This window comes from Nostoc sp. FACHB-888 (assembly GCF_014696655.1).
Lineage (GTDB): Bacteria > Cyanobacteriota > Cyanobacteriia > Cyanobacteriales > Nostocaceae > Nostoc.
The window spans coordinates 119369-127959 of record NZ_JACJQM010000017.1; the positions used below are offsets into that span (position 1 = coordinate 119369).

The 8591-nt window shown below is 41.5% G+C and carries 9 protein-coding genes and 1 pseudogene; 6 read left to right on the forward strand and 4 right to left on the reverse strand.

The features are described 5' to 3' along the window. Positions 1-36 precede the first annotated feature (36 nt). Positions 37-756 (forward strand): DUF4079 domain-containing protein, encoded by a 720-nt coding sequence (locus H6G26_RS13590; RefSeq protein WP_190729759.1) that lies wholly within the window; start codon positions 37-39, stop codon positions 754-756. Between the two features lie 295 nt (positions 757-1051). Here H6G26_RS13590 and H6G26_RS13595 read toward each other — a convergent pair whose 3' ends face one another. Continuing rightward, on the reverse strand, positions 1052-1471 hold the full coding sequence (locus H6G26_RS13595; RefSeq protein WP_190729760.1) for a hypothetical protein: 420 nt from the start codon (positions 1469-1471) through the stop codon (positions 1052-1054). Between the two features lie 45 nt (positions 1472-1516). Continuing rightward, a complete protein-coding gene (gene cobU, locus H6G26_RS13600) occupies positions 1517-2089 on the reverse strand; it encodes a bifunctional adenosylcobinamide kinase/adenosylcobinamide-phosphate guanylyltransferase (RefSeq protein ID WP_190729761.1) in 573 nt (190 codons plus the stop codon). Positions 2090-2499: 410 nt separating this feature from the next. Between cobU and H6G26_RS13605 the strand changes: the two genes are divergently transcribed. From H6G26_RS13605 to H6G26_RS13625, 5 genes are all read left to right on the forward strand, one after another. Next, on the forward strand, positions 2500-3312 hold the full coding sequence (locus H6G26_RS13605) for a hypothetical protein (RefSeq protein ID WP_190729762.1): 813 nt from the start codon (positions 2500-2502) through the stop codon (positions 3310-3312). Positions 3313-3512: 200 nt separating this feature from the next. Further along, positions 3513-4445 carry a glycosyltransferase family A protein gene (locus tag H6G26_RS13610; RefSeq protein ID WP_190729763.1) on the forward strand — a complete coding sequence of 311 codons (933 nt, stop codon included), beginning with the start codon at positions 3513-3515 and terminating at the stop codon, positions 4443-4445. 23 nt (positions 4446-4468) lie between these two features. Further along, entirely contained in the window at positions 4469-5422 is a 954-nt protein-coding gene (locus H6G26_RS13615) for a glycosyltransferase family 2 protein (RefSeq protein ID WP_190729764.1), read from the forward strand. A gap of 31 nt (positions 5423-5453) precedes the next feature. Then, complete coding sequence (gene hpsU / locus H6G26_RS13620; RefSeq protein ID WP_190729765.1) at positions 5454-6035, forward strand: hormogonium polysaccharide biosynthesis acetyltransferase HpsU; 582 nt, start codon at positions 5454-5456, stop codon at positions 6033-6035. Between the two features lie 452 nt (positions 6036-6487). Beyond that, positions 6488-6964: a hypothetical protein gene (locus H6G26_RS13625; protein WP_190729766.1), complete on the forward strand. Its 477-nt coding sequence runs from the start codon at positions 6488-6490 to the stop codon at positions 6962-6964. 342 nt (positions 6965-7306) lie between these two features. Here H6G26_RS13625 and H6G26_RS13630 read toward each other — a convergent pair whose 3' ends face one another. After that, positions 7307-7705 (reverse strand): nuclear transport factor 2 family protein, encoded by a 399-nt coding sequence (locus tag H6G26_RS13630; protein WP_190729767.1) that lies wholly within the window; start codon positions 7703-7705, stop codon positions 7307-7309. A gap of 46 nt (positions 7706-7751) precedes the next feature. After that, positions 7752-8492 (reverse strand): annotated as a pseudogene (locus tag H6G26_RS13635) (zinc-binding dehydrogenase); the annotation flags it as partial. Positions 8493-8591: the final 99 nt, after the last annotated feature.

Consider the following 8591-nt stretch of genomic DNA (forward strand, 5'->3'; position numbering starts at 1 on the left):
TGATATGATTTTAATGATTCATTAAAAGGGTATTGTATGCAAATAACAGATTTGCTTGGTCTTTTACATCCAGCGATCGCAGTTATATTCGTCTTCCCACTCATTGGTACAGTGGTTAATTTTGCTTGGCAAACACGCCAACGCAGATTGCAAATTGTCGGCGGGAGTAAGAGCAAAATTCCTCCAGTGGTGGGTGTAGAGCATAAGCAGTTAGGTGAAAGGCTAACAAGTGCAGTTGTCGGACTAACTTTAATCGGATTAAGCTACCCTATCGGCAAAAATATTATTAAAAATCAATTGTGGAATGAAACACCTTTTCAAGTTGTTTTTATCGTGTTAATATTTGCTGCTACCATTGCATCTTTAATATTACTTTTTCGGGCAAAACAGCGAGTGTGGCGGGCAGTTTTTGCAACTTTAACTGGTGCTGGTTTAGTAATACTAGGCTGTCAGGATGGAGTGTATCGCCGCACCAATGAATGGTATTGGTCACATTATTATATTGGCATTAGTGCAGCACTGCTGATGATTTTTTCATTAGCAATTGTTCAAGATATTTATCAAGATAAGTCCAATCGCTGGCGCATTGTCCATACGATATTAAACTGCATTGCTTTGTTACTATTTATTGGACAAGGTATGACAGGAACACGAGATTTATTAGAAATTCCTCTGAGTTGGCAAGAACCCTATATTTACCAGTGTGATTTTGTCAATAAAACTTGTCCAACGCCAAATTCTGAAGCACCAAAGTGAATTAAGAAATTTCCAATAAATAAATTATCCAATAAATGAACCACAGATACTCAATCGAGCGATCGCAATTCTCAAAAAACCATGTAAAAGTTCACAAATATTCCCATCCATCTTTCTACTTAATTGCGTAAAATCCAGACAGTAGGGGCGCACAACTACAGACGTATTAAACTAAGCTCATCCCATCCCCTTTAGGGGATGGGACAACACGAAAGACTGTTAACCGTCAACCGTGAACGGTGTCGGAGCGTTTCTCATCCCATCTTTAAAAAGAGTGGGTTTTATCGACGGCTTTTTATGCAATATTGTCTATAAGCCGATCGCGAATTGTTTGAAGTTGGTCTTGAGTGTTAATTGGTTCTCGCGGCGCTGGTAATTCGGTATTAGGCCAGTTAGGTAAATCATTGCAGGGACATAATAACGCCGGCATCCCGATGTTTCGGGCGGCTACTGGCATACTGCAACGACCACAATGCACCATATCCCATGCTGGTGTCAATAGTTCAGCAATGGTTTCTTGCGTACCCTCCAGGTAACAATCACCTGATTCTGGTGAGAGAATTTTTTGCCAGCACTCTTCAAATTCTTCACTATAGCGATCGCCATTTAGCACCAATTGGGGCAAAATGCTTGCCTTACCGTTGCCCGTAATCACCTTCTTACCCAACTGAAACCAGTAGGCAAGGTATCCTTTAACTTCTTGTTTGGTTGCCATATTACAATTTTAGATTTTAAATTTTAGATTTGGAATTAATATCAATTAAGAATCTTGGCTCCTCACTTCTCCTTCCCCTCTAATTGGCAATGGCGAACCAAGGACGCTTAGATTAAGAATATGACCACCAGTAACTAAATAAACAGTGTGGCTAAGTGCAGCTAGCTGGCGTACTAAAGAACCCAAGCGATCGCGGAACGCCCTTCCAAGGGGATAAGCTGGTACCACACCCCAACCTACCTCTTCTGCTACAAACAGCATATCAGCAGCAACCAAATCCACTGTCTCTAATAACTCTGCAACAATGTTTTCCCAGCTAGATTCGTCCTCTTCTAAGAGATTAGCAACCCAAGTTCCTAAAGAATCGACTAAAAGACAGCTATAGGGTTTAGCATCGGCAAGGGTCGCAGACAGTTCCACAGGTACAGACAAAGTTATCCAGTCTTGAGGGCGACGTTCTTGGTGTTCTAAAATGCGTTGATGCCATTCTTGGTCATCGGGGTTATCAGTGGCTGTTGCTACGTAAACAACTGCTTTTCCTGACTGCATAGCCAGAGTTTCTGCCCATTCACTTTTACCAGATCGTGCTGGCCCTGTTACTAAAATGATTTTACCCAAAGTTGTTTTCTGAGTATTTTAACAAGAGAGGCAGGAGGCAGAGGGTAGTTCTTGCTGGAGAAATATTGCCGTCTCCCTCCAGCCTTCTCCACCAATATCGCTACGGTTGCAATTTATCACCGCAATTTTTACTACATTGACGAGATTTTTGGTTTCAAATAACTTTTAAGGGATAAAATTAGCACCAGCACCATTCAAAATTTATAATTCATAATTCTGTTTCCAGTCAGGATTGAAACGTCACCGCAAACAGGACTAGCGTCATTATGCACCAGGTAAAAACCCTTTCTAATTACGAATTACGAATTACGAATTAGATTGATGTCACAGCTGGCAAAAGCCAAAAATCCCAACAACCCCATTCTCAATTATTCAACACCATTGGGGAAAGCAAACTTTAGGATGTCTTTATGAACGCAGGCTTAAAACGCATAGAAGCAACTCTACACGATTTAGGGAATCGCGGCACTGCCTCTGCCGCCGAAACAGTTGATTCGACAACGACAAAACGACCTTTCTCCTTTAGGATCAGCGTCGGAGCTAATGAATCGACAGAAAATACACAAGCTCCATCCTCTCAGGAAGAACAAACAGTAGACTTGGGCAAAGATACTGAGAGTGATTATCCTTCTGAAGAAAATTTCTTTCCTCACCATGACTCTGTGCAAACCTTTCAGGCAGAAGAGAATGGTGGCAAAACACCCAGCTTACCCAAATTAAAAACTCCGAGCTTTAGTAGCCATCGCCACGGAGCAAATCCAGCATTGGCGATGAATCTATTGCTAGAAATTCAGGAAACTGTCGCCGGTTGGCAAACAGAACTGCAAAATATTTTGAAGCAAATTCAGGATATTTACTTAGAAGGGCCAATTGTTAATGGTTGGTTAGAATCCAATCCCACCGAACCAGAGGCAGGAGGAACTGCAACACTGCGCCATGCAGAAGTAGACCGCCTGATGAACTACGTAGAAGAAATTTGCGCGACTGGTGGAAAAGTATCTTATCAATCATCTATTACTGGCTACCGCCTTTGTGGTGTGGACGATGCTGGTAAAGTCTGGTCGCGCCCATGTCCAGCAGATCAGGTTCCCAATGTTAGTATGGCGATCGCACGTTACCAAAAGTTACGTCAACTGTTGGGACGTAAGCAATCTTTGGAAACCCGTCTGAGTCAACTGGCTCAAACACTTGTAGTTTTACACAGTCATATTCAACAAACGTAAAGTTTTAAAGTTTATTTCCGAAGAAACTCGGTTGGTGGGTGGGTAATTTTTAGTTTAGATTAACTCTCAGTAGATGTGCGTTGGATTTAAGATTTTTATCTAAAATCGTTCGACTGAGCGTAGCCGTACCACTTAGTGGAAGCAAGTTACGCGTAGCGTTTTGCAGGAAAGCCCCAAATCTCAAATCCAAAATAAAATCTATGCCAGACACCCAAATCTCTGCGATTATCTGTACCCACAATCGAGATACCTATTTAGGGGCTGCAATTGATAGTCTTTTAGAGCAGGATTTTGCTGCTGACTTTGAAGTTGTGGTAGTTGATAATGGGTCTAGCGATCGCACCCGTGAGGTTGTAGAACAAAGGGTCCACAATCCGCGCCTGAAATATATATTTGAACCCACCATTGGTTTATCTGTCGCTCGTAACACGGGTGCAAAAGTAGCGGGTGGTGATATTCTTGCTTATCTGGATGATGATGCCGTTGCGAGCAAGGGCTGGCTACAAGTTTTATATTTTGCCTATTACAATAATTCTAAACTAGCGATCGCAGGTGGCAAAGTCACTCTTATCTGGCCCGAAGGAATCCAGCAACCACGGTGGCTATCTCCAGGGCTAGCTGCAAACCTGGGTGCATACGATTTGGGTGACAATATCATCTACATCGAGCAACCTGGCTTAACGCCCAGAGGCTTAAATTACTCCATCCGCCGCAGTTTTTTAGAAGAAATTGGCGGTTTTGATCCTCATCTCGGTCGAGTCGGAAAAAATCTACTATCAAATGAAGAACTGCAAATGACCGAATTTGCCCTACAGCGTGGTTGGCAAGTCGCTTATCTTCCCGAAGCGCTGGTTGCTCACAATGTTGCTCCAGAACGCCTCCAACGCTCCTGGTTTTTAAACCGAGGCTGGTGGCAGGGTATCAGTGAATGCTATCGAGAACAACTCGCTGGCAAAGCTGGGATCGCTCAATTGCAGCGAGGTAGCGAACGGTTTGTCCGGGGCTTATATAAAGCATTGCAATATTTCTCTGATCCAGCAGAACGGTTTGATAAACTTGTCTATGCTTACGGTCAAATTGGTTACTTAAATGCTGCTATTCAAGGACTTTTATCTACATCAAATAAGAAATAAACAGTAATATAATTTATACTGATATGTCATCTAAAATACCAGTTTCTGTATTAATTCCGGCAAAAAACGAACAAGCAAACTTGCCAGCCTGCCTTGCTAGCCTCAGCAGAGCAGATGAAATATTTGTAGTAGATTCTCAAAGTACCGATAACAGCATTGAAATTGCTAAAAGTCACGGTGTAAATCTCGTCCAATTTAACTTCAATGGACGTTGGCCTAAAAAGAAAAATTGGTCTTTAGATAATCTACCTTTTCGTAATGAATGGGTGCTAATTGTAGATTGCGATGAGCGCATCACCCCCGAACTTTGGGAAGAAATTGACCAAGCAATTCAAAATGCTGAATATACAGGTTATTATCTCAACCGCCGGGTATTTTTCTTAGGAAAATGGATTCGTTATGGTGGGAAATATCCCGATTGGAATTTACGTTTATTTCAGCATAAAAAAGGTCGCTACGAAAATTTAAATACAGAAGATATTCCCAATACTGGTGATAACGAAGTTCACGAGCATGTGATTTTGCAAGGCAAAGTTGGGTATCTCAAAAATGATATGCTCCATGAGGACTTCCGCGATCTTTACCACTGGTTAGAACGGCACAACCGCTATTCCAACTGGGAAGCCAGCGTTTATTTTAATATTCTCACAGGGAAAGATGATAGTGGCACTATTGGCGCGAATCTATTTGGAGATGCAGTCCAACGTAAGCGCTTTTTGAAAAAAGTGTGGGTACACCTGCCATTTAAACCCATGTTACGGTTTATTTTATTTTATATTATTCAACGCGGTTTTCTGGATGGCAAAGCCGGATATATCTATGCACGCTTGCTGAGTCAATATGAATATCAAATTGGCGTTAAACTCTACGAATTACGTAACTGTGGTGGTCACTTAAATACTGCAACTACCCCGAAGGAAGCAGGGGAACAAGAAAGCAGGGAAGCAGAGGGAAACCTATTGACCATTGACTCGTGAGAAATAACTAATGACTAATGACTAATGACTAATGACTAATGACCAACCTTTTGTAGATTTACGCAAATATGACCAATCTTGGTTTGATCGGGGGCGTCCAGCTTGGTATATTTTCTTGTGGTGGCTTGTACAAGCGATCGCCTTTCCTCTAACTCCTCAACCGTTAAATAGTCTACGTTGTGCTTTGCTACGACTATTTGGCGCTCATATTGGTAAAGGCGTATTAATTCGACCCACCGCCCGCTTCACTTACCCTTGGAAAGTTACCATTGGCAACTACAGTTGGATTGGAGATGACGTAGTTTTATATAGCCTTGATCAGATTTGCATCGGTGAACACTGCGTAATTTCCCAAAAAAGTTATCTGTGTACTGGTAGTCATGATATGCAAGACCCTGCCTTTGGGTTGAAAACAGCTAGTATCACAATTGACAATGGTGCATGGGTAGCAGCAGATTGTTTCGTTGGACCGGGAGTGCAAATTGGGGCTAATGCGGTGATTGGCGCTCGTAGTAGTGTTTTTACTAATATGCCTTCTGGCCAGGTTTGTTGGGGAAGTCCCTGTCGTCCCAAGACGGTTAGGATAAAACCTGATCCCTCCATAACCCCGTGATTTTATAGATAAATGTCAGGTAGAATAACTAACTGCGCTACCTGACATTTACCTAAATATTTATTTGCTTTTGCGAACAGAATAAAAGTGCGAGCGCTAAAATATTAATGCACATTTAGCTAAAAATCTAAAATTCAGTAAATCGCAAAGTTTTTTCAAAGGCGATCGCTAACCCCTAGCCTAAATCATAGTTAAGTAGCAAAAATAACTATTAATATTCTATAATTTTATTAAATATATGCGAACCTTTGGTAAAAGTGTCAAAGTGCTTTTGTCCAAGCCCTACACCTCAAGCCACTTGTTAATAAATTTACAGATAGTGATTAATACAAAATAAAGTTAGTCATTAGTCTATTAGTTATTCTCCCCCTACCCCATGCTCTGTTTGGTCAAGCAAAATGGTAAGCAGCAATGGTAATATATTTTTACGGCTGCTCTAATCCTTGCTATTGATGAACAAACTATTGGATGAAACGCTGTCAATCAAAATTGCTGAAGACATAAACAGCAGAGCTAGCACTCCGTTTGATAATGCTTACAAAGCAGCATTATTCACTGAGGGAGCTAGATATATTCAGGGATTTTTAGCTTTTGCGGGGAAACCATACAGACCAATTGAACACAGTTGGATTGAGATTGGCGACGCCTCCGATGTCCGCATTATCGATCCCACATTACCGCACCTAAACAAAAATCCCCAAGAACTCTGGTATTTTGCAGCACAAAGGCTGACTGTTAAAAAACTGAAAGCCATCATTGAAGAATCAAAAGAAGATTATCCAGAAGATGATCCATTACCAATCTATGGTGATCCACCTTATGAATATTACGGTGATGTGATGTTGGGTGGTCAAGACTATTTAGCAGCATATCAAGCCGCAGAGGCTAAATGTAGAGAAATCAGCAAACTTAACCCTGAGAGTAACTAAGGTGGTTTCTCACAAAGAATATACCCAGATTGACGAGTTTCGACTTCTGTGCGAGACGCTACGCGAACGCTCAACTCTCGATCCCTTAGTTTGTTGAGCAAAGTCGAAACCAACCGCGGCGGTAGATTTATTAACGGAAATTGCCTAAGTAATTCGTAATTCGTAATTCTGAATTACGAATTACGAATCATGAATAATTTAACAAGTAGTAGGGGTTTAAGTCCCCTGCTTTTATCAACCAGCGCGTTTTGATGCCTAAGCTAAATCCCCGCCACAAAACGTAATTGCGTTAGCGACGTAGGAGCGTCATTGCGAATTGCGAATTGCGAATTGCGAATTGTTTTAATATGATTTACCATCGCTGCCAAAGTATTCCCTATAGCTACAAATTTTGTCTCCACGCACATCAAAAGAAACTGCTACCCGATTTTTGTAAGGCTGTCCGAATAAAAGTCCCTCATCCCGAAACTCAAAGACGGCTGTTGTTTCATTACTAGTAACACGGTCTAGACTAGTCAGGTTCAAACCAGGATTAAAGGATTCATAAACGTACTGGAAAAATTCTCTAGTTCGCTCTTTTCCCACATTCAAACCGTGAAATTTTCCCATTGGAAACCAAAAAGTAAAATCTTCTGTGAGCATATCTAACAATGCTTCCCAGTCTCCTGTTGCCATACCATGCGTAAGATTCTCAAATGCCTGTCGAGCAACTTTTAAAGTATTTTCTGAATCTTGTGTCATTCTCATCCTCGACTGGATATAAATTAATACATTAATACCGTGTTGCTTAAAACCTCACAACCACTTTGCCACAATTCTGACCAGTGAGGAGATATTCTACAGCGTCGGGTATTGATTCTATGCCTTGAAACTGTCTTTGGTCAACGGCAACTTTGAGTTTGTCTGTGTAGAAGAGGTTTAAGATGCGATCGCCTGCCTCTGCCATATGTTCTTTATAATGAGGCATGAGAAAGCCTCTAACAGAAGCAGCTTTCCAAAATAGCTGGTGATAAATACGTGGTTGTGTAATCTGTTCCAACTCTTTTGCGTATTCGGAGATAAAACCAACCACTACTAAGCGTCCCCGGACTGCCAAGTTTTCAACGCAAGTATCAAATACTGCTTTGCCTACACATTCAAAAATTAAATTAATGCCATTAGGGTATTCTTGCTTAAGGACTTGATTGAGGTTTTCTGTGCGATAGTTGATAATGCGATCGCACCCTAATTCCCTTAGTAAATCTGCCTTCGCTTCAGAACTACAAGTACCAATGACATGATTACCAGCTAATTTTGCCAATTGCACCGCAATATGACCGGTTCCTCCTGCTGCTGCTGTTACTAAAACCACTTCATTACTTTTCATCTCCCCCACTTGTTCCAATGCAACCAAAGCTGATACACCTGTAGGCATCAGTGTTAGCACCTCTGGTGTTGCTTCCCGTGCCTTCAGCGCTAAGTTTGCATCAATAACCTGATATTCTCGATAACCACCACCACGCGCTGTAGTGATGACAGCATCACCTATTAGACTCATCCGCAAAACGTAAATGCTTACTGTAAGTGGGTTTGACGAATTTAGGTTCAATAGGCGATCGCTAACTTACTCTACGATAAAATAGGTGTT